Source organism: Mycobacterium sp. NS-7484, assembly GCF_001953975.1.
Classification (GTDB): Bacteria; Actinomycetota; Actinomycetes; order Mycobacteriales; family Mycobacteriaceae; genus Mycobacterium.
The window spans coordinates 118707-136486 of record NZ_MBEJ01000069.1; the positions used below are offsets into that span (position 1 = coordinate 118707).

The window sequence follows — 17780 nt, forward strand, 5'->3', positions numbered from 1 at the left end:
GACAGGAGAATACGACACATATGTCCAGCCCACGCAAGCATGAGGTCCTGATCATCGGCGGCGGTACGGCCGGGATCACGGTGGCCGCACGGTTGTTGCGCCGGCACCACACCGACGTCGCGATCATCGAACCGTCGGACAAGCACTACTACCAGCCGCTGTGGACACTGGTCGGCGGCGGCCAGGCGACGGCCGCCGAAACCGAGCGTGCCGAGGCGTCGGTGATGCCCCGCGGCGCCACCTGGATCAAGAGTTCGGTGACCTCGGTCGACCCGGACGCCAACACGGTCACGTGTGCCGACGGTACGACCTATGGCTACGACGTGCTGGTCGCGGCACCGGGAATCCAGCTGGACTGGGACCGTACCGAGGGCCTGGCCGACACCCTGGGCTCCGAGGGCGTCTCCTCGAACTACCGCTTCGACCTCGCCCCGCGCACATGGGAATTCATCCGCAACACCCGATCCGGGACCGCGGTGTTCACCATGCCCTCCGGTCCGATCAAGTGCGCCGGCGCACCCCAGAAGATCGCCTACCTGGCCTGTGACCATTGGCGGCGCCAAGGGGTGCTCGACGACATCGACGTGCACCTGGTGGTGCCGACCCCGCGGATTTTCGGCATCCCGGCCATCGCCGACAACCTGGACAAGGTGATCGCCGATTACGGCATCACGCTGCACACCGGAAGCGAAGTCCGCTCTGTCGATTCCGGCGCCCGCAAGGTGACGATGACGAGCATGGCCGAGGGAATCGAGACCACGCTGCCCTACGACGTCCTGCACGTGGTGCCGCACCAGTCGGCACCGGACTGGATCAAGACCAGCCCGCTGTCGACCAGCCATGTCGGTGGCGACGCCAGGGGGTATGTCGACATCGACCAACACACCATGCAGCACGTGCGCTATCCCAACGTGTTCGCACTCGGCGACGCTGGCTCGTCACCGAACTCGAAAACCGGTGCGGCCATTCGGAAACAAGCGCCCGTCGTGGTGGACAACATCGGCGCGGTGTTGAGCGGACGACCACTGCTCGCCTCGTACGACGGTTATGCCTCCTGCCCCATCGTCACGTCCTCGAAGGACATGCTGCTGGCCGAGTTCGACTACGACTTCACCCTCAAACCGTCCTTCCCCCTGCTCGATCCGGTCACACCGCACCGGCCGTACTGGTACCTCAAGAAGTACGGGCTGCCCGTCCTGTACTGGAACCTGATGTTGAAGGGTCTGGCCTGATGTCCAATCCGTCGATCATCGACGCAACCGAACTCAACGAGCTGACGCGGGACGGCGTGGGACCGCGGCTCATCGATGTCCGCACCCCCGGTGAGTTCGAAAGTGCCCATATCCCACGCTCTTACAACGTCCCACTGGACCTGCTGCAGGAGCATCGTGACGAGATCGCCCAGCACCTCGACGAGAATGTGGTGCTGATCTGCCGCTCCGGGCAACGTGCCGGCACCGCCGGGCAGGCGCTTCGCGAGGCCGGGCTGCCCAATGTCTCGATCCTCGACGGTGGGATGACTGCCTGGCAGGACAAGGGATTCGTCGTGCGCCGCGGTGCCCAGCGCTGGGACCTCGAACGCCAGGTGCGCCTGGTTGCGGGGTCGATCGTGCTCGGCAGCGTGCTGGGCAGCATCGCGTCCCCCAAGCTGAAATGGGTCGCGGGGGCGATCGGGGCCGGGTTGACCACCGCGGCACTGACAAACACCTGCGCCATGGGAATGATGCTGGCCAAGCTGCCCTACAACCGGGGCGCGTCCTGTGATGCCCAGACGGTGGTCGAGCAGCTGATCGGTACCAAGAAGACACCTTCCGGCGCGTCGGCATGATCGCCCTGGCTGTCGCACTGGCCGTCCTGGTCGGGGTGTCGCTCGGACTCCTCGGCGGGGGCGGGTCGATCCTGACGGTCCCACTGCTGGCCTATGTGGCCGGTATGGAGGCCAAGCAGGCGATCGCCACCTCGCTCGTGGTGGTCGGGGTCACCAGCGCGGTCAGCACACTGTCACATGCCCGCGCCGGTCGGGTGCAGTGGCGCAGCGGGATGCTGTTCGGGGCGGCCGGCATGGTCGGTGCCTATCTCGGCGGGCTGCTGAGCTATGTCATCGAGGGCTCGGTGCTGCTGATCGCCTTCACGGCGGTGATGGCGGCCACCGGGATCGCGATGATCAGGAGGCGCACCGCCTGCGCTTCGACAACGCGCACGCTGCCGGTCGCCAAGGTGCTTCCGATGGGGCTCGGCGTCGGGGTGGTGACGGGTGCCGTCGGCGCCGGCGGCGGATTCCTCGTGGTGCCCGCCCTGGCGCTGTTGGGCGGCCTGCCCATGCCCGTCGCGGTGGGCACTTCGTTGCTGGTGATCACGATGAACTCCGCGGCGGGCCTGGCCGGCCATCTCAGCACCGTGCCGATCGACTGGACGATCGCCGGGGCAGTCACCGCCGCGGCGGTGCTGGGCAGCCTGATCGGCACCCGACTGACCGCCCATGTGGACCCCGACGCGGTACGACGGGCCTTCGGCTGGTTCGTGTTGCTGATGGCATCGGTCATTCTCGGTCAAGAGGTAGATCCGGCCGTCGGGCTCACCGCCGCCTGCCTGACCGTACTGGCCGGTCTCAGCACCGTCAGCTGTGCGCGGCTGGGATGGTGTCCGCTGCGGTGGCTGTTCGGCCCACCGGCTGCCACAACATGACCCCCACACATACCCCCACGGGTATGATGGATAACCAACAGACTCAAAAGTTAGGGGCGACAACATGATCTGCGACGAGGAATCGATCGCCGCCATTCTCAACCGGCTGCGCCGCGCCCAAGGACAACTCGCCGGCGTCATCACCATGATCGAACAGGGCCGTGACTGCAAGGACGTCGTCACCCAGCTCGCCGCGGTCTCCCGCGCGCTCGACCGCGCCGGGTTCAAGATCGTCGCAACCGGTCTGCGCGAATGCATTGCCGGTGAGAGCGACGAGCCGATGGATGTGGCCGACCTGGAGAAGCTGTTCCTGACCCTGGCGTGATCCGCGGCCGGGTCAGTTGACCGTCAGCGCCTCGTCCTCGTCTCGGTTGGCTGAATTCTTGCCCTTGTCGTCCGTGTCGTCCTGGTCGCTCCGTGAAACCTGCACATCACCGGCGATCTGCGGAACCCGTGTCGCCCGCACGTAGACAGTGTCGCCCTCGCGTAGCCCCAGCGCCTCGGCGTCACCCCGGGTGATCTGGGCCGTGAACGGCACGTGCGTTGCGGCGCTGGTCAACTCGACGCGAACCTCGAAGCCCAGCATCACGATCCGGTCGATCGTGGCCCGCAAGACCCCGGTGGCCTCGGCCGTGCCGTCACCGGCGGCCACCGCCAGTTCGGGATTACGACCCACGCGAATGTCGTGCGGGCGCACCAGGATTCCGTTGAGTTCGGAGACCGCGCCCAGAAACGACATCACGAACGCGTTGGCGGGCTCGTCGTACACCTCGGTCGGTGAACCGACCTGCTCGATGCGCCCCTTGTTGAGCACTGCGATCCGGTCCGCCACATCCAGGGCCTCGGCCTGGTCGTGGGTCACCAGCACGGTGGTGACGTGTACCTCGTCGTGCAGCCGGCGCAGCCAGGTACGCAGATCGTCGCGCACCTTGGCGTCCAATGCACCGAACGGCTCGTCGAGCAGCAGCACCTGCGGGTCGACGGCCAGCGCCCGCGCCAGCGCCATCCGCTGACGTTGACCGCCCGAGAGCTGGTTGGGATAACGGGTTTGAAAACCGGCCAGCCCCACCACTTCCAGCAGGTTGTCGACCTTCTCCTTGACCTCGGCCTTGGGGCGCTTACGGATCTTCAGACCAAAGGCCACGTTGTCGCGGACCGTCAGGTGTTTGAACGCCGCGTAGTGCTGGAACACGAAACCGATACCGCGGCGCTGCGGCGGGATTCCGGTCACGTCACGGCCGTTGATGGTGATGGTCCCGGTGTCGGGTTGGTCCAGTCCGGCGATGGCACGGAGCAGGGTGGACTTGCCCGAACCGCTCGGCCCCAACAGGGCGGTGAGCGAACCGGAGGGCACCTCGAAGTCGATGTTGTCGAGCGCGGCGAAATCGCCGTAGTGCTTGTTCGCGCCCCGAACCACGATCGCGTCGGTCATAGTTCTTCCCTTCTCGGCCCTACTGCGCGGCCTTGGTTCGACGACGGTCGAGGATGACCTGGACCACCAGGACCACCACGGCCACCGCCATGAGCAACGTCGAGATGGCGTACGCGCCGTACACCGAGTCGGCGGTGCCGCGGTTGTAACGGTCGGCCACCAGCAAGGTCAGCGTCTGAGAGGTGCCCGGCAGGTTCGACGCCACCATGAGCACCGCACCGAACTCTCCCAGGGTGCGGGCCACGGTCAACACGATGCCGTAGGTCAGGCCCCACCGGATCGACGGCAGGGTGATCCGCCAAAAGGTCTGCCACCACGTCGATCCCAGTGTCGCGGCGGCTTCCTCCTGATCGGTACCGATCTCGTGCAACACCGGTTCGACCTCGCGGATGACGAACGGCACGGTGACGAAGATGCTGGCCAGCACGATGCCGGGGAATCCGAAGATGATCTTGAACCCGAGGTTGTTCTCGACGAAACCGAACAACCCGGCCGACCCCCACAGCAGGATCAACGCCACACCGACCACCACCGGCGACACCGCGAACGGCAGGTCGATGACCGCCTGCAGCGCACTCTTGCCACGGAATTTGTTGCGCGCCAAGACCAATGCCGTGGGGACACCGAACAACACGTTCAGCGGCACCACGATCGCCACCACCAACAACGACAGGTTCAGCGCCGAGATGGCCGCGGGCGTGCCCACCGATGCGAAGAACTCGCCGAGCCCCGGGCCGAACGTGCGCCACAAGATGAGACCCACCGGAACCACCACGAGCACCGTCACATAGGCCAGGGCAAGAAACCGCAACAGGTAGCGCATCCGCGGGGAGAGCGTCATGCCGAAAGCTCCTCACGTTTGGCCACCCGCGACCCCACCGCCCGGAGCACGAACAACACCAGGAACGAGATCAGCAGCAGCACAATGGAGATCGCCGCGGCCCCGGTGCGGTCGTCGTTCTCGATCAGGGTCCGGATCCACTGCGAGGACACCTCGGTCTCGCCCGGCACCGCACCACCGATCAGCACCACCGAACCGAACTCGCCGATGGCCCGCGAGAACGCCAGCCCGGCGCCGGACAGCAGCGCGGGAAGCAACGCCGGCAGGATCACCTTCACGAAGATGACCCGGTTACTGGCCCCCAGCGAGGCCGCGGCTTCCTCGGTCTCGCGGTCGAGCTCCAGCAGTACCGGCTGTACCGAGCGCACCACGAACGGCAGGGTGACGAACAACAGCGCGACACCGACACCCCACTTGGTGTGCTGCAGGTGCAGACCGACCGGGCTGGCCGGGCCGTACAGCGCCAGCATCACGAGGCTCGCCACGATCGTCGGCAATGCGAACGGCAGATCGATCACCGAGTCCACCAGCCGTTTACCCCAGAATTCGTCGCGGGTCAGCACCCAGGCCACCACCAGGCCGAACACCAGGTTCACCAGTGTCACGCCGGCCGAGATGGTCAGCGTCACCCGGAACGAGTCCACCGCCGCGTTGGAGGTGACGGCCAGCCAGAAGGCGTGCCACCCGCCGCCGGCCGCCTGCCACACGATCGCGGCCAACGGCAGCAGAACGATGATGCTCAGCCAGATCGACGCGGCCCCCACGCGCAGTGAGGTGCTGCCGTAGCGGCCGGGCCGCTCACCTGCCGGCGCGCCCAGATCCGTCTGGGCGGCATCGGTCTGGGCCACCGACGTCATCCAGTCGCCTGCTTGTAGATCTTGGTGATAGAGCCGTTGTCCTTGTCGAACAACGATGGGTCGACCTCATCCCAGCCGCCCAGATCGGCGATCGTCCACAGCTTCTCCGGCGTCGGGAAGTCCTTGGTGAAGTCCGCCGCCACCGCCGGATCGACCGGCCGGAACCCGGCCTCGGCCCACAGCTTCTGCCCCTCGGGGGTGAACAGGAAGTTCAGCAGGGCCTTGGCCGCCTCGGCGTGGGCGCTGGTCTTGACGACGGCCACCGGATTCTCGATCTTGAAGGTTTGCGGTGGGTTGATGTGCTCGACCGGCTTGCCCTGCCGCTCGACGTTGATCGCCTCGTTTTCGTAGCTGATCAGCACGTCCCCGGTGCCCTGCAGGAAGACGTCGGTGGCCTCGCGGCCAGAGCCCGGACGGGTCTTGACGTGTTCGGTCACCAGCTTGTTGACGAAGTCCAGACCGGCCGCCGAATCCTTGCCGCCGTTGCTCTTCGCCGCATACGGCGCCAACAGGTTCCACTTGGCCGAACCGGAACTCAACGGGCTCGGGGTGACCACCTCGAGCCCGGGCTGCAGCAGATCGTCCCAGTCCTTGATGCCCTTGGGATTGCCCTTGCGCACCACCAATGAGACCACAGATCCGAACGGCACGCCCTTGGTGTTGCCGGCATTCCAGTCCTCGGCCACCTTGTCGGCCTTGACCAACCGGGTGATGTCGGGCTCGACCGAGAAGTTGACGATGTCGGCCGGCTTGCCGTCGACGACGGCCCGTGACTGGTCACCGGAGGCACCGAAGGACTTGGTGACCGCGACACCCTTGCCTTCCTCGGTGGCGGCGAACGCCGGGATGATCTTGCTCCACCCCGGTTCTGGCACCGCGTAGGCAACCAGGGTCAGGGTGGTGTCGGCACCCGCGGCGGCGTCGTCCCCACCGGGAACGTCGCTGGCACCGCCGGCGCACCCGACCGCCAACACACTGGTGGTGGCCAGGACGGCGGCGGTGCGCCACAGCCGCGCACGGGAGAACACCGATCGGCTGAGGTTGGTCTTGTTGACGGACACTGAGGACCTTTCTGGCAGACAGCGGACAATGCGAGGTCCGTCATGCGGAAAGGCGAGGGAGGTGAGGGAGGCAACAGCAGAGCATCCGGGCACAGAACCGCCACCGACACCAAACCGCAGACGGGTTGGGGTCAGCGACAACAGGCGACGTCAGCAACAGCGCGTGCACCCACGGCAATGAGAGCCAAGACATGGCTCTCGGTCTTGCCGGACGCTGAATGCATGGCGCGAAGAATAACAGAATTCCGCCGTCGCGCCTGCCGGGCAGTGCGGGCCGGAGTCAGCGGGTCAGCAACCACATGACGATGACCAGGACGACCAGGAGAACCAAGATCAAGGTGACACGCGACCGCGGCATACCGTTCACTCCGATTCCATCTCCTCCGTCGGGGCATGGCGAAGCCGGTGCAACCCGGCGGTTCCCCAGCCCAGCGCACCGTCGAGCACCACGGCACTGCCGTAGGCCAGCGCCAGTACCACCGGCATCACCACCGCGGTCTGCACGACGAACGGCAGCCCGGTGAGCCACAGTTCGACGCCGTCCCACCAGCTCAGGATTGCCGTCATGGGCCCAAGCGTAGGCGATCGCCGGATCACCGTTCTTCATCCCGTCCCGCCCGTAACATTCGCCACGCCCGGCGCGGGTAGACGCCGCCTGTATCCGCAGATGATGATGTGCGGATGGTTCTGCAACACACCGAGCCCACGGATGCCGCCGCGGCACTCGGAAAGACACCCGGGATGTCCAAGACATCGGACACGCCGTTGACGGTGACCGCCCCGGTGCCCTACTCGTCGAGTGGCTCGCTGCGGAACCCGTTCCCGCCGATCGCCGACTACGGCTTTCTGTCCGATTGCGAGAACACCTGCCTGATCTCCTCGGCCGGCTCGGTGGAGTGGCTGTGTGTCCCCCGCCCCGATTCGCCGAGCGTGTTCGGCGCGATCCTGGACCGCAACGCCGGCCACTTCCGGCTCGGCCCCTACGGCGTGACCGTGCCCTCGGCGCGCCGTTACCTACCCGGCAGCCTGATCCTGGAGACCACCTGGCAGACCCACACCGGTTGGCTGATCGTGCGCGACGCCCTGGTGATGGGACCCTGGCACGACATCGAGACCCGCTCGCGCACGCATCGACGCACCCCGATGGACTGGGATGCCGAGCACATCCTGCTGCGCACGGTGCGTTGTGTCAGCGGCACCGTCGAGCTGGTGATGAACTGCGAACCGGCCTTCGACTACCACCGGGTCAGCGCATCGTGGGAGTACTCCGGCCCCGCCTACGGCGAGGCCATCGCCCGCGCCGCCCGCAACCCCGACTCACACCCGACCCTGCGGCTCACCACGAACCTGCGGATCGGTATCGAGGGCCGGGAGGCCCGTGCCCGGACCCGGCTCACCGAGGGTGACAACGTGTTCGTCGCGCTGAGTTGGTCCAAGCATCCGGCTCCTCAGACATACGAAGAGGCCGCCGAGAAGATGTGGAAAACCAGCGAGGCGTGGCGGCAATGGATCAACATCGGTGATTTCCCGGACCACCCGTGGCGGTCCTACCTACAGCGCAGCGCGCTGACGCTGAAGGGTTTGACCTACTCCCCGACCGGCGCCCTGCTGGCCGCGCCGACCACTTCCCTGCCGGAAACCCCTCAGGGCGAACGCAATTGGGACTACCGTTACTCGTGGATCAGGGATTCGACGTTCGCGCTGTGGGGGCTGTACACCCTGGGCCTGGATCGCGAGGCCGACGACTTCTTCGCGTTCATCGCCGACGTGTCCGGGGCCAACAACGGCGAACGACACCCGCTACAGGTGATGTACGGGGTCGGCGGCGAGCGCAGCCTCGTCGAGGAAGAGCTGCACCACCTGTCGGGTTACGACAACGCCCGGCCCGTGCGCATCGGCAACGGTGCCTACAACCAGATGCAGCACGATATCTGGGGCACGATGCTCGATTCGGTGTATCTGCACGCCAAGTCGCGCGAGCAGATTCCCGAGGCCCTGTGGCCGGTACTGAAGAACCAGGTCGAAGAAGCCATCAAGCACTGGAAGGAACCCGACCGGGGCATCTGGGAGGTACGCGGCGAGCCGCAGCACTTCACCTCCAGCAAGATCATGTGCTGGGTGGCGCTGGACCGCGGTTCGAAGCTGGCCGAACTCCAAGGCGAGAAGAGCTACGCCCAACAGTGGCGCGCCATCGCCGAGGAGATCAAGGCCGACGTGCTGGCCCGCGGCGTGGATTCGCGTGGGGTGCTCACGCAGCGCTACAACGACGACGCGCTGGACGCCTCGCTGTTGCTGGCGGTGCTGACCCGGTTCCTGCCCTCGGATGACCCGCGGGTGCGGGCCACGGTGTTGGCGATCGCCGACGAACTCACCGAGGACGGTCTGGTGCTGCGCTACCGGGTCGAGGAGACCGACGACGGGTTGTCCGGCGAAGAGGGCACGTTCACCATCTGTTCGTTCTGGTTGGTGTCGGCGCTCGTCGAGATCGGTGAGGTGAGCCGGGCCAAGCATCTGCTGGAACGGTTGTTGTCGTTCGCCAGTCCGCTGCATCTGTACGCCGAGGAAATCGAGCCGCGAACCGGACGGCATCTAGGCAACTTCCCGCAAGCCTTCACCCACCTGGCCCTGATCAACGCGGTGGTGCACGTCATCCGCGCCGAAGAGGAGTCCGACAGTTCCGGGGTGTTCCAGCCCGCCAACGCGCCGATGTAGCCACCTAGCCCCGCCGAGCAGACGCAAACCCGTACCAAATCCGTTGATTTGCTACGGGTTTGTGTCTGTTCGCGGGAGGAATCACTTGCGGGCGAGCAGCCAGGCCTGACCGCCGCCCTCGTCGGCGGCGATCACCTCGAGGCGGCCGAATGCGTCGGGCAGCTCTCCCGGAGCGGCCCGGAACCTCCCGGGTGCGGCACCGACTTCACTGAGCACGCAGACCGCGAGGACCCCGCCGGTGGTCAGGCGCTCGGACATCGGGCGGTACAGCCGCGGATCGCGGAAACGGTGGCACACGATGACGTCGACCGGTGGGCCGTCAGGCCACCCGTCATCGAGGTCGACGACATCGAAGCGACACATCTCGGAGACGCCGTACCGGCCAGCCAACGCACCGGCATGGCCGAGCGCCAGCGGCGACACGTCGACGCCCCGCACGCGCAGGCCGCGTCGGGCCAGCCAGACCGACGCCGAACGGTGCCGCACGCGATGTCGAGCGCCGTTCCTTTCACTGGGAAGACGTCACCGTGCGCGTCGAACACCGCGGGCAGGCGGGGCGCATCGACGGCGCTGTCATAGCCGCGGTACGTGGTGTCCCAGTCGAGGCGATCCTGCTGACTCATCAGCGCCACCCTACGAAAGGTCGGCGGGCGGGAATAGATGCACCCGGCCGCGGAGTTTGCCCCTGCATGCGAGCCATCGTCTACGACCCGCACGCCCCGGCCAACCTCCGTTTCGACGACGTCGACGAACCAACCGTCACCGAATCCGAGGCCTTGATCGATGTCCACGCGATCGCACTGAATTTCGGTGAGCTCCATTTCATCGATCACATGCGCAAACCGGGTGAGGTACCCGGCTGGGACAGTGCCGGTGTCGTCGTCCGGGCCGCCGCCGACGGATCCGGACCGGCGGTCGGCACCCGCGTGGTCGGTTTCAGCGGTGCGGCCGGCTGGGCGGAACGACGGGTCGTGTCCACCGGCAATCTCGCCGAGCTTCCCGAGTTCGTCGAGTTCGACGAAGCCGCCGCGTTGCCGGTCGCGGGAGTGACTGCGTTGCAGGCGGTTCGGGCCCTCGGGCCGGTGGTGGGCCGCCGAGTTCTCATCACCGGCGCCTCCGGCGGCGTCGGCCGGTTCGCGGTGCAGCTGGCTGCCCGAGCCGGCGCGCATGTCATCGCCGCGGTCGGCAGCCCCGCCCGCGGTGAGGGCCTCACCGAGCTGGGCGCCGCCGAGGTGGTGGTCGGACTCGATACCGTGACGGAGCCGGTGTTCGGCGCCCTCGACAATGTCGGTGGGAAGCTCTTGGCGCAGGCGTTCAGCCTGGTGTCCGACGGCGGTTCGGTGCAGTCGATCGGGATGGCCTCCAACGAACCCACGACCATCGACTTCGAGGCGGAGCGACGCCGGGGAAACCGGAAACGGTTGGAGCCGTTCACTGTTCGGGGACCCTTTCAGGCTGACCTCGACTACCTGTTGACACTGGTCGCCGACGGCGAGCTGGACCCGCAGATCGGGCTGCGCGACACCTGGAGCAACATTGCCGCTGCCGCACAGGCCCTGCTCGACCGCAGGGTCACCGGCAAGGCGGTACTACAGGTCGACTGACGACGGCTCAGTTGCCCTGCCCGCCACGGCCTCGGGACACCAGGTCGGACACCGGGTCCTTGCCGTTGATGAACCAGTCGCCCAGGATGCGGGCCTTGTACACCACCGGATTATGTGAGGCCAGGGTGCGGGCATTGCGCCAATGCCGGTCCAGTCCAAGCTCTTCGGACACTCCGGAGGCACCGAGGGCGTCGAACACCCGGGTGGTGGCCCGCAATGCCGCCGCCACGATCACCAACTGCGCCTGCGTGACCGCCACCTCGGCATCCACCAGCAGCCGGCGCGCCTGATCGTCGCTGCCGGCGAGCCGGCCGGCCACGATCCGGTCCAGGGTCCGCGCGCTCTGGGCCAACGCGGCTGTGGCGCTGAAGGATTCGGCCGACACCTCGCCGATCACCTGCAACAGCTGCGGATCGGCCGCCGGGACCTCGGCCAGTCCCTGCGGGTAGTTGCGTCGACGCGCGGCCAGAGCAGCCGAGCCGTCGCGCTGAGCGGCCCGGATGATGCCGGTCAGCACTGCCAGCATCGCGATCTGGTAGAAGTGCGCCTGGTAGGTGAACCGCTCGGCAGCCGGGAACACGTTGCCGCGCTCGGCCCGAGCCTGCTCGTATCGCGCCGAACCGCTGCCTGTGGTGCGCTGGCCGAACCCGCGCCAGTCGTCGATCAGGGTGACGCCCGGATCGTCGGCGCGGACCAGTGCGGTCCACAGCTCACCATCCTCACCGCGGCCGAGGACGTCGAGCCAATCGGCGTAAAGGCTGCCGGTGGCATAGTATTTCGCGCCGGACACCAGCCAGTGGTCGTCGTGCGCGGTGACGGTGGTGGCCAGATTGGCCAGGGTCAGGTTGTTGGCCTCGGTCCAGCCGCCGCCGACGAATTCGCCGGCCAGGAATCGTTTGATCCAGGTGGTGTTGTCCTCCGTCACGGTGGCGTTGAGCCGGTCCTCGACGAAAGCCAGGTGGTTGCGCCAGATGTGAGCGACGTTGGCGTCGACCTCCCCCAATTCGGCCAGCAGGAGGAATGTCTGTTCCAGCGAGGCGCCGAACCCGCCCTGCTCGGCGGGGATCCGCAGCGTGCCGAAACCGGCATCGCTGAGCCAGCGCACCTGCTCATGGGGAAACACGCGGTTGGACTCACGCTCACGGTTACCCTCGGCGATCCGCTCGAAGATCGGACCGAAGACCGAACGCAGTTCGCCGTCGTAGCCGGTCGGTGGCTTGAGATAGCTGGTGTCCGTGGACATTTACGGATTCTCCTCGGCGTCGATTCGGTATGCGTACTGGTCTCTGACCGCCAGGTAGCCAAGCCGCCGGTACAACTCGTGCGCCCTGCTGGCGTTGTCGATGTCGGTGCCCAGCGACGCGACCGTGAGCCCGCGCCTCAGTGCCGCCAGCCAGATCTTGCGCAACAGCAGCTCGCCGGTGCCGCGGGTCCGACGATCCCGGCGCACTCCGATGTAGTCGGTGTGGGCGCTGCGTTCCTGGTCGGCACCCACGCCGGTGGTGTAGGTCGATCCCAACACGTAGCCGACCACCACGCCGCCGTCGTCGACCGCGGCGATGCTGAAGTCCGGCGCGAAGGCGCGGCTGCGCAGGTGATGTTCCCACCGCTGCGGGGTTTTCGACATGTTCCCGAAATGCTCGCTGAAGGTGTCGAATTGCAGTTGCCGAACCTGCTCGGCGTAACCACCTGAAATCACTTCCGGCCAGGACAGGATCGTCAGGCCGTCTATGTGCGCAGCGGCCAGGGCGGTTGGATCCTCGCCGAGCAACGGCTTTCGAGTGGCGACGAACTGCCGCTCCCGGCGCGCGCCGTGGTGCACGAGCGCGTCGATGGCGGCGGGTTGATCGGCACCGATGTAGGCCCGCAGATAGGCAGCGGCCGGCGCCACGCTGCGGAACCGCGCGACGGTGTCGCCGACGACCGTTTCGACCGCGGCCCGGGCCACCGAGGGTCCGAACACGAAGTCGGCCAGCACTTCCGGTTCGGCGCCGTCGGGCCGGTGCAGCACCGCGTATCCGAGCACCTCGTCGGACTCACCGCGCAGCACCAGTGCCGACCCGGGATACGCGCCGTCGAACTGTTCGGCGACGTCGCGCGAATCGGCGGCGAACTTTCGCCCGGCCAAACCCGGCGTGGTGGCCAGGAAATCGGCGATGAGCGGGTAGTCGCGTGGGGTGGCCGGTGCCACCGTCGCGCCGGCAGTCGGCCGGTGGTCGGTGACGGTCATGTGTGGGCCTCGTCCTTCAGCGCCGGGGCCGACTGCTGAAGCACCTCGCCGATACCCTCGTCGGCCAGTCGCTGTTGCTCTGCCTCCGACAGGGTCTGGATGCTGCCGATCCGGTTGGCCACCTCGGGCCGGGTGCGCTTGAGATACCAGTACCAGGCCAGCCCGGCCGCCAGGATTGCGCCGAAGACGAACGGCAGGATATTGAACGGGAATTCGGGCACGGGATAGAAATTGCTGACGATCACATACCCGAGACCGATGGTGGCCGCCACCGCGACCGCGAGCCGCAGCGGGGTCAGCGCGCCGATCTTACGCAGCCAGATCGGGGTCGCGATGACCACCAGCAGATAGCTCACCAGGAAGCCCCAGTTGGCCACGTAGCCGCCGTAGACGTCGAACACCAACCGCCCGGCCGAACTGAAGGTGGCCGCGACCGAGAACGCGAACGCCAGGAGCCCGACGAAAATCACCCCGGCCCACGGTGTCTTGTAGGTGGCGTGAACCTTGGTGAACACCTGCGGCAAGGCCCCTTCGTGAGCGAAGGTGAACAACGAACGTGCGGCGGCGGTGGTGACGGCGGTGACGAACACGATGAACGCGATCGCAACCGCACCGCTGACGATCTGGTTCACCCAGTCGACGCCGACGCTCGTGGCCAGCTGAGGCAGGACCGCCTTGTCGCCGTCGATCTCACCGAAGTGCAGGATTTGCGGATACGTCGCGAAGATATAGAGCGCGCCGATCAAGATGACCACGCGCAGAAGCGATCTGGCGATATTGCGATGCGCATCCTTGGCCTCGGCACCCAGCGAGGCCACGCTCTCGAAACCGGCGTAGGAACCCACCGCGGTGACCGCGGCGATGAAGGTCGCGCTGGAACCGAGATGCTGCGGGTTCCACTGCTCCCAGTCGATGCGGAATCCGTAGCCGATGTAGGAGGCCACGATGATCACCAGGATCGACGCGATCGCCAGCAGTTCGAAGGCCAGCTCGTACTTGGCCGCCAGTGAAACCCCGCGGTACGGCAGGTACACCGCGACGCCGACCACCACGATCACCAGCAGCAGCCGGAACCACACCGCTTGTGACCCCAGGCCGATCGACTCCAGGAACGCATCGAGATACAGGACACCGCCGAGGGTTCCGGTGGTGGCGAACCCGATGTAGCCGAACAGCAGGCTGAAACCCGCGGCGAAGGCGAAGCCGGGTCCCAACCCGTTTCCGGTGTACGTGCCCAGCGAGCCGGAGGACACCGTGCGTTTGGCCTGGAAGCTGATCGTGACCGCGACCAGCACCACGATCGACAGCCCGATCACCGCCGCCCACGCCGCACCCTTGCCGGCCGCCACGAACAGCGAGAACGGCACCACGGCCAGCGCCACACTCGGCGCTGCGGCCGCCAGGCCCTGGGCGAACACACCCCACGGCCCGAGCGCCCCGGATTCCAGCCCGGTCGATTCGGCGGCGATCAGTGTGCCCCGCCCCACCGCGGGATCGGGGCGCGTCGTCTTCGGATCGTCTGTAGTAGTCACGGCAATGTCCCTTTCTGACCGCGACGTCCCCCGTCCGTGACCCGGCCCGGGAGTTGACAAGTCGGTATGGGTGCCACACTGCCGCAGACGGATTCGCGGCGGCAGCTATCGAATCGGCGGGATTCTATTGCGGATGAACAGAATTGCGACGGAATGCGGCGGCCGGGTGGCCCGCTCCCAGCAGGGCGCTCTCACCGCCGAACAGGCGCTGGCGCAACGTGGTCGGATCGCCGAGCTCACGCGCCCGGCCCCGGCGTCGAAGTTCGGGTATGAGGTACTCCCCCACGTCGGCGAAGCTGCCGGGTGTCACGTGATACGCGATGTTGAAGCCGTCCACCCCGCTGCGGTCGGCGTAGGCGGCCAAGGCGTCGGCAACGGTGCGCGCCGATCCGACGAACAACTCACCGCCGAAACCACCGAGCCCTCCGACGTAGTCCCGCAGCGTCAGACGTTCTCGTGCCTCGGTGTCGGTCACCGCGGCCAGGATGGACCGGCTGGCGTCGGTGTCGAACTGCTCGATCGGGCGGTCGACGCCGTAGGTCGACCAGTCCACCCCGGACAGGGCCGACAGCAGCACCAGCCCGGCCTCCAGGTCGTGGAACCGGGCGAGGTCGCGGGCCTTGGCCTGGGCCGCGGAATCGGTACTGTCCGTGACGATCTCGACGGACGTGATGAACTTCAGGGAGTGCGGGTCCCGGCCGTGTCCGACTGCCCGCCGACGGATGTCCTCGATGTTGGACCGCAACACCTCGGGTCGAGGATCGCTGACGAAGACGAGTTCGGCGTTACGCGAGGCGAATTCACGGCCGGCCGCAGAGGTGCCGGCCTGGAAAAGCACCGGGGTGCGCTGAGGCGAGGGTTCGACCAGATGCGCCCCGGGCACGGTGAAATACCGGCCGTGGTGGCCGATGTCATGGACCTTCGCGGGGTCGGTGTAGACGCCACGTTCGGCGTCGCGCAGCACCGCGTCGGGCTCCCACGAACCTTCCCAGAGCTTGTAGGTGACCTCCAGGAATTCCTGGGCCATCGCGTAACGCTCGTCGTGCGGGATCTGCCGATCGCGTCCGATGATGTTGCGTGCCGCGCTGTCCAGCAGCGAAGTCACGATGTTCCACGCGATGCGGCCGCCGGTCAGGTGGTCCAGCGTGCTGAACTTGCGGGCCAGCAGGTACGGGCTCTCGTAGGTGGTGGACACCGTGATACCGAAGCCCAGCCGCTGGGTCGCCGCGGCCATCGCCGACACGACCAGCAGTGGATCGGTCACCGGCGTCTGTACCGCCCGAGCCAACGCCGCACTGGCGTCGCCACCGAAGACGTCGAGTTGCCCGACGGCGTCGGCGATGAACAACGCGTCGAAACCACCGTCGTCGAGCAGCGTGGCCAACTCCACCCAGTACCGCACATCGGTGTAATCGGCGGTGCGGTCGGCCGGGTGGCGCCACAACCCGAAGTTTCCGTGGGACACCGTCGACATCGTGAATGCCGACAACACATACGGTTCGGTCATGCCGGCGGTCGCTGCGGTACGTCGAGGCCCAGATGCGATCGCAAGGTCGTGCCGGCGTATTCGTGCCGGAACAGCCCGCGCTTGCGCAGCACCGGGACCACCTGCTCGACGAACAACTCGTGCTGGCCGGGCAATCCGGAGTCGCGGAGGACGAACCCGTCGGCGGCCCCGGTGGTGAACCACTGCTCGATCTCGTCGGCGATCTGCTCGGGTGTGCCCACCACGGCCGCGCCCCATCCGTTCACCGTGCGGTACAGGAACTCTCGCACCGTGGGGTTTCCGTCACGGGCCAGCAGGCGGTAGCCGGCCAGCGCGGTCTGATGGGTCTCGGTGTGCGCCGGGAAGGCCGACTCCGGCACCGGCCCGTCCAGATCGGCGCCGGTGACGTCGACGTCGACCTCCAGCAGCCATCCGGCCTGATATTCGGGGCTGAAGTATTCGTACTCTGCGCGTTCGGCGCGCCTGGCCTCGTCCTCGGTCGAACCGACGATGTACCGCAGCGACGGGGTGATCAGCGGCGGTGTGGCCCGGCCGAACCTTTGCGCCTCCCGGTGGATCTGGGTGTAGAAATCGCGGGCCCGGACCCGGTTGCCGTGGCTGGTGAAGATCACCTCGGCGTGGCGGGCGGCGAAACCCCGCCCGGTCTCCGAGGATCCGGCCTGAAACAGGACCGGCTGCCCCTGAGCCGATCTGGCCGCGCCGAGCGGCCCGGCCACGTCGAAGTACCGGCCATGATGGTCGGTTGGCCGAATGAGGTTGACATCGTTGAAGATCCCGGCTGTGCGATCCTCGACGACGGTGTTTTCGCCCCAGCCGTCCCACAGCTTGCGCACCACCTCCAACGCTTCCTCGGCGATGCGATACCGCTCATCGTGGGCCACCACACCACGGGCGCTGAAGTTGTCGGCGGCGGCTTGGGCGAAGCTGGTCACCAGGTTCCAGCCGGCCCGCCCACCGCTGAGGTGGTCGAGTGAAAGGAGCTGGCGGGCAAGGTGATAGGGATGCGCCAGGGTGGCCGATCCGGTGACCACCAACCCGATCTGTTCGGTGACGGAGGACAGCGCGGCGGTCGCGGTGAGGGGTTCGAAGTCCTCGGTGATCTTGTACGCCCACGTCGCGGGCGGGCCGTAGTTCAACCCGTCGGCGAAGAACAGCGCGTCGAACGTGCCGGCCTCGGCGGTCTGCGCATAGCTGATCAGCCGCCGGCGTACCCCCGCGGTGCTGTTGTCGATATCTGGATGCCGCCACGGCCCGGCTGACCGGGTGTTTCCGAAGGCCAGCAGATGCAGCTCTCTGGACACTCCGGCGACACTACGATC

The 17780-nt window shown here is 67.1% G+C and carries 17 protein-coding genes and 1 pseudogene; 6 read left to right on the forward strand and 12 right to left on the reverse strand.

Features of this window, described 5'->3' with window-relative positions:
- Nucleotides 1-20 precede the first annotated feature (20 nt).
- The 4 genes from A5733_RS12790 (at nt 21) to A5733_RS12805 (ending at nt 3010) form a co-directional block, all read left to right on the forward strand.
- Nucleotides 21-1232 (forward strand): FAD/NAD(P)-binding oxidoreductase, encoded by a 1212-nt coding sequence (locus A5733_RS12790; protein WP_076240371.1) that lies wholly within the window; start codon nt 21-23, stop codon nt 1230-1232.
- Nucleotides 1232-1828, forward strand: a complete 597-nt coding sequence (locus A5733_RS12795; protein ID WP_076240372.1) for a rhodanese-like domain-containing protein — start codon at nt 1232-1234, stop codon at nt 1826-1828. Before A5733_RS12790 ends, A5733_RS12795 begins: the two co-directional genes overlap by 1 nt.
- On the forward strand, nt 1825-2685 hold the full coding sequence (locus tag A5733_RS12800; RefSeq protein WP_076240373.1) for a sulfite exporter TauE/SafE family protein: 861 nt from the start codon (nt 1825-1827) through the stop codon (nt 2683-2685). Before A5733_RS12795 ends, A5733_RS12800 begins: the two co-directional genes overlap by 4 nt.
- 64 nt (nt 2686-2749) lie before the next feature.
- Nucleotides 2750-3010 (forward strand): metal-sensitive transcriptional regulator, encoded by a 261-nt coding sequence (locus A5733_RS12805; protein ID WP_067769070.1) that lies wholly within the window; start codon nt 2750-2752, stop codon nt 3008-3010.
- Between the two features lie 12 nt (nt 3011-3022).
- Here A5733_RS12805 and A5733_RS12810 read toward each other — a convergent pair whose 3' ends face one another.
- The 6 genes from A5733_RS12810 to A5733_RS12830 form a co-directional block, all read right to left on the reverse strand.
- Entirely contained in the window at nt 3023-4117 is a 1095-nt protein-coding gene (locus A5733_RS12810; RefSeq protein ID WP_076240374.1) for a sulfate/molybdate ABC transporter ATP-binding protein, read from the reverse strand.
- A gap of 19 nt (nt 4118-4136) precedes the next feature.
- The gene (gene cysW / locus A5733_RS12815) at nt 4137-4958 is read right to left on the reverse strand and encodes a sulfate ABC transporter permease subunit CysW (protein WP_067769066.1); all 822 of its coding nucleotides are present in this window, start codon (nt 4956-4958) and stop codon (nt 4137-4139) included.
- Entirely contained in the window at nt 4955-5815 is an 861-nt protein-coding gene (gene cysT, locus A5733_RS12820; protein ID WP_067769064.1) for a sulfate ABC transporter permease subunit CysT, read from the reverse strand. The genes cysW and cysT overlap by 4 nt, the downstream gene beginning before the upstream one ends.
- Nucleotides 5812-6876 (reverse strand): sulfate ABC transporter substrate-binding protein, encoded by a 1065-nt coding sequence (locus A5733_RS12825; RefSeq protein WP_369830933.1) that lies wholly within the window; start codon nt 6874-6876, stop codon nt 5812-5814. The genes cysT and A5733_RS12825 overlap by 4 nt, the downstream gene beginning before the upstream one ends.
- A gap of 131 nt (nt 6877-7007) precedes the next feature.
- Complete coding sequence (locus A5733_RS28225; RefSeq protein ID WP_369830934.1) at nt 7008-7271, reverse strand: Ms4533A family Cys-rich leader peptide; 264 nt, start codon at nt 7269-7271, stop codon at nt 7008-7010.
- Nucleotides 7240-7443: a hypothetical protein gene (locus A5733_RS12830; RefSeq protein WP_067769062.1), complete on the reverse strand. Its 204-nt coding sequence runs from the start codon at nt 7441-7443 to the stop codon at nt 7240-7242. Before A5733_RS12830 ends, A5733_RS28225 begins: the two co-directional genes overlap by 32 nt.
- A gap of 114 nt (nt 7444-7557) precedes the next feature.
- On the opposite strand from A5733_RS12830, the gene A5733_RS12835 reads away from it, so the two are divergent.
- Entirely contained in the window at nt 7558-9588 is a 2031-nt protein-coding gene (locus tag A5733_RS12835) for a glycoside hydrolase family 15 protein (protein WP_076240375.1), read from the forward strand.
- An 81-nt stretch (nt 9589-9669) separates the two neighbouring features.
- On the opposite strand, the pseudogene A5733_RS12840 reads toward A5733_RS12835, so the two are convergent.
- A pseudogene (locus A5733_RS12840) lies at nt 9670-10211 on the reverse strand (class I SAM-dependent methyltransferase).
- A 66-nt stretch (nt 10212-10277) separates the two neighbouring features.
- On the opposite strand from A5733_RS12840, the gene A5733_RS12845 reads away from it, so the two are divergent.
- Nucleotides 10278-11192: a zinc-binding dehydrogenase gene (locus A5733_RS12845; RefSeq protein ID WP_076240376.1), complete on the forward strand. Its 915-nt coding sequence runs from the start codon at nt 10278-10280 to the stop codon at nt 11190-11192.
- 7 nt (nt 11193-11199) lie between these two features.
- Here A5733_RS12845 and A5733_RS12850 read toward each other — a convergent pair whose 3' ends face one another.
- The 5 genes from A5733_RS12850 to A5733_RS12870 all read right to left on the reverse strand — a co-directional run bounded on the left by A5733_RS12850 (nt 11200) and on the right by A5733_RS12870 (nt 17762).
- Complete coding sequence (locus A5733_RS12850) at nt 11200-12435, reverse strand: acyl-CoA dehydrogenase family protein (RefSeq protein ID WP_076240377.1); 1236 nt, start codon at nt 12433-12435, stop codon at nt 11200-11202.
- Nucleotides 12436-13422: a GNAT family N-acetyltransferase gene (locus A5733_RS12855; protein ID WP_076240378.1), complete on the reverse strand. Its 987-nt coding sequence runs from the start codon at nt 13420-13422 to the stop codon at nt 12436-12438.
- On the reverse strand, nt 13419-14954 hold the full coding sequence (locus A5733_RS12860) for an APC family permease (RefSeq protein ID WP_076240379.1): 1536 nt from the start codon (nt 14952-14954) through the stop codon (nt 13419-13421). The genes A5733_RS12855 and A5733_RS12860 overlap by 4 nt, the downstream gene beginning before the upstream one ends.
- A gap of 124 nt (nt 14955-15078) precedes the next feature.
- Nucleotides 15079-16461 (reverse strand): LLM class flavin-dependent oxidoreductase, encoded by a 1383-nt coding sequence (locus tag A5733_RS12865; protein ID WP_076240380.1) that lies wholly within the window; start codon nt 16459-16461, stop codon nt 15079-15081.
- A complete protein-coding gene (locus A5733_RS12870) occupies nt 16458-17762 on the reverse strand; it encodes an NtaA/DmoA family FMN-dependent monooxygenase (RefSeq protein ID WP_076240381.1) in 1305 nt (434 codons plus the stop codon). The genes A5733_RS12865 and A5733_RS12870 overlap by 4 nt, the downstream gene beginning before the upstream one ends.
- Between the last annotated feature and the right edge of the window lie 18 nt (nt 17763-17780).

Coding starts and splice junctions, on each gene's coding strand:
- A5733_RS12830 (WP_067769062.1), bottom strand. CDS start 7,443: ATGACGGCAATCCTGAGCTGGTGGGACGGCGTCGAACTGTGGCTCACC.
- A5733_RS12800 (WP_076240373.1), top strand. CDS start 1,825: ATGATCGCCCTGGCTGTCGCACTGGCCGTCCTGGTCGGGGTGTCGCTC.
- A5733_RS12845 (WP_076240376.1), top strand. CDS start 10,278: ATGCGAGCCATCGTCTACGACCCGCACGCCCCGGCCAACCTCCGTTTC.
- cysW (WP_067769066.1), bottom strand. CDS start 4,958: ATGACGCTCTCCCCGCGGATGCGCTACCTGTTGCGGTTTCTTGCCCTG.
- A5733_RS12850 (WP_076240377.1), bottom strand. CDS start 12,435: ATGTCCACGGACACCAGCTATCTCAAGCCACCGACCGGCTACGACGGC.
- A5733_RS12795 (WP_076240372.1), top strand. CDS start 1,232: ATGTCCAATCCGTCGATCATCGACGCAACCGAACTCAACGAGCTGACG.
- A5733_RS12865 (WP_076240380.1), bottom strand. CDS start 16,461: ATGACCGAACCGTATGTGTTGTCGGCATTCACGATGTCGACGGTGTCC.
- A5733_RS28225 (WP_369830934.1), bottom strand. CDS start 7,271: ATGCCCCGACGGAGGAGATGGAATCGGAGTGAACGGTATGCCGCGGTC.
- A5733_RS12855 (WP_076240378.1), bottom strand. CDS start 13,422: ATGACCGTCACCGACCACCGGCCGACTGCCGGCGCGACGGTGGCACCG.
- A5733_RS12810 (WP_076240374.1), bottom strand. CDS start 4,117: ATGACCGACGCGATCGTGGTTCGGGGCGCGAACAAGCACTACGGCGAT.
- A5733_RS12835 (WP_076240375.1), top strand. CDS start 7,558: ATGGTTCTGCAACACACCGAGCCCACGGATGCCGCCGCGGCACTCGGA.
- A5733_RS12805 (WP_067769070.1), top strand. CDS start 2,750: ATGATCTGCGACGAGGAATCGATCGCCGCCATTCTCAACCGGCTGCGC.
- A5733_RS12790 (WP_076240371.1), top strand. CDS start 21: ATGTCCAGCCCACGCAAGCATGAGGTCCTGATCATCGGCGGCGGTACG.
- cysT (WP_067769064.1), bottom strand. CDS start 5,815: ATGACGTCGGTGGCCCAGACCGATGCCGCCCAGACGGATCTGGGCGCG.